The sequence below is a fragment of the Streptomyces sp. NPDC003327 genome (assembly GCF_053589515.1).
Genome location: NZ_JBSFSA010000106.1, coordinates 1 through 1,149 on the forward strand (window position 1 = coordinate 1; position 1,149 = coordinate 1,149).

Genomic DNA, 1,149 nt, shown 5'->3' on the forward strand with positions numbered 1-1,149 from the left:
GTAATCAACTTTTTTACGGCGTTTGAATCCGCCACGACGTTGTTGAGCCATGTTTTTTCTCCTTTATAGTATTAATTGTCCATTAGAATGGTAAATCATCATCTGAAATGTCCAATGGATTGGTTGCTCCAAATGGATTTTCAGAACGTGAAAAGTCTGGTACTGGATTTGCAGGTGCTGATTGACCAGCAGTTGGTGCAGAATAAGCTCCACCTGTATGTCCTTCACGCACTCCGCGGCTTTCCAACATTTGGAAATTCTCAGCCACGACTTCTGTTACGTAGACACGTTGTCCTTGCTGGTTATCGTAACTACGAGTCTGGATACGACCTGTGATCCCGATAAGAGAGCCTTTTTTAGCCCAGTTAGCAAGATTTTCAGCCTGTTGGCGCCACATAACGACATTGATAAAATCAGCCTCACGTTCGCCATTTTGACTCTTAAATGTACGGTTTACTGCAAGAGTAAAAGTCGCAACTGCTACATTTGATGGGGTATAACGCAACTCAGCGTCACGTGTCATACGCCCTACAAGTACAACATTGTTAATCATAATTTACCTTCTTACGCGTCAAGTTTGACGATCATGTGACGAAGAATGTCAGCGTTGATTTTTGAAAGACGGTCAAACTCTTTAAGAGCTAAGTCGTCGTTTGCTTCAACGTTAACGATGTGGTAAAGTCCTTCACGGAAATCTTGGATTTCGTATGCAAGACGACGTTTTTCCCATGATTTTGATTCAACAACAGTTGCACCGTTGTCAGTCAAGATAGAGTCAAAACGTGCTACCAAAGCGTTTTTCGCTTCTTCTTCAATGTTTGGACGAATGATATAAAGAATTTCGTATTTAGCCATTGATATATTCCTCCTTTTGGTCTAATGACCCCAAGACTTTGCAAGGGGTAAGTGAGGTTTGCTCACAATAAACTATTATACTAGAAAAACTGATAGATAGCAAGATAAAAGTGAAAAAAGAAGATGAAAATATCTTCTTTTTACTAGTTTATGGTTTGATACGATGCAACATACGTGGGAATGGAATGGCTTCACGGATGTGTTTGGTTCCAGCTGCGAAGGTTATCATACGCTCGATACCGATACCAAATCCTCCGTGTGGAACTGTACCGTATTTACGAAGGTCAAGATAGA

3 protein-coding genes are annotated in these 1,149 nt (G+C 40.9%); all 3 read right to left on the reverse strand.

All coding sequences use genetic code 11. The annotated features are described in order from the left end of the window. Positions 1-82: 82 nt before the first annotated feature. Positions 83-553, reverse strand: coding sequence for a single-stranded DNA-binding protein SsbA (gene ssbA, locus ACWDVG_RS31645; protein ID WP_000609596.1), 471 nt, complete (start codon positions 551-553; stop codon positions 83-85). 11 nt (positions 554-564) lie between these two features. After that, positions 565-855 (reverse strand): 30S ribosomal protein S6, encoded by a 291-nt coding sequence (gene rpsF / locus ACWDVG_RS31650; protein WP_033606150.1) that lies wholly within the window; start codon positions 853-855, stop codon positions 565-567. A 148-nt stretch (positions 856-1,003) separates the two neighbouring features. After that, on the reverse strand, positions 1,004-1,149 hold a 146-nt coding region (locus tag ACWDVG_RS31655), incomplete at its 5' end, for an amino acid--tRNA ligase-related protein (protein ID WP_451704367.1).

Coding starts and splice junctions, on each gene's coding strand:
- ssbA (WP_000609596.1), bottom strand. CDS start 553: ATGATTAACAATGTTGTACTTGTAGGGCGTATGACACGTGACGCTGAG.
- rpsF (WP_033606150.1), bottom strand. CDS start 855: ATGGCTAAATACGAAATTCTTTATATCATTCGTCCAAACATTGAAGAA.